At 42.3% G+C, this 506-nt stretch carries 1 pseudogene; it reads right to left on the bottom strand.

The features are described from left to right. Positions 1-378, bottom strand: a pseudogene (locus R7Z50_RS31385) (thiopurine S-methyltransferase); the annotation flags it as partial. Positions 379-506 lie beyond the last annotated feature (128 nt).

Raw genomic sequence — 506 nt, 5'->3', positions numbered from 1 at the left:
CACCAACGCAGCGCGATCATAAACGATATCGGCTTGAGAAACCGGAGCCGTAAAGAAATCACCAGTATAAATCGACAGTTCATCAAACTGATACAACTCGTGCATACCACTAATTGGGGTCACAGTTGGTGTATAAAAGTGTTCAGCAAAGAAAGAACGCACCGCTATTTGGCTCAGCTCAACCCCTTCCACAGAATCATGTTTCGTTGCTAACCAAACGAGATCTTCAGACTTACCACACAAAGGAACCAAGACTTTGTCTTCACGTTTCGGATTCGCATGGTGCCAGTACGCTGGCAATAGAGGGTTCACATCTTCCAAATGAAAACCGATTTGATTACTGGCCCACTTACTGTGCCAAAATTCTTGATCTCTCATTCTTACTTTCTACTTGTTGGCTGATTTTCGTTTTGTGGGGTAAGACTAATGATTTTTTTAAATTTGTCTATGCCGTTCATCTTTGGTTAATACTGCGATGATAGGATGTCATCGTTCCTTGGAGAACA

The sequence above is a fragment of the Vibrio sp. 1249-1 genome (assembly GCF_033340495.1).
This window is presented reverse-complemented; position numbering and strand designations above follow the sequence as displayed.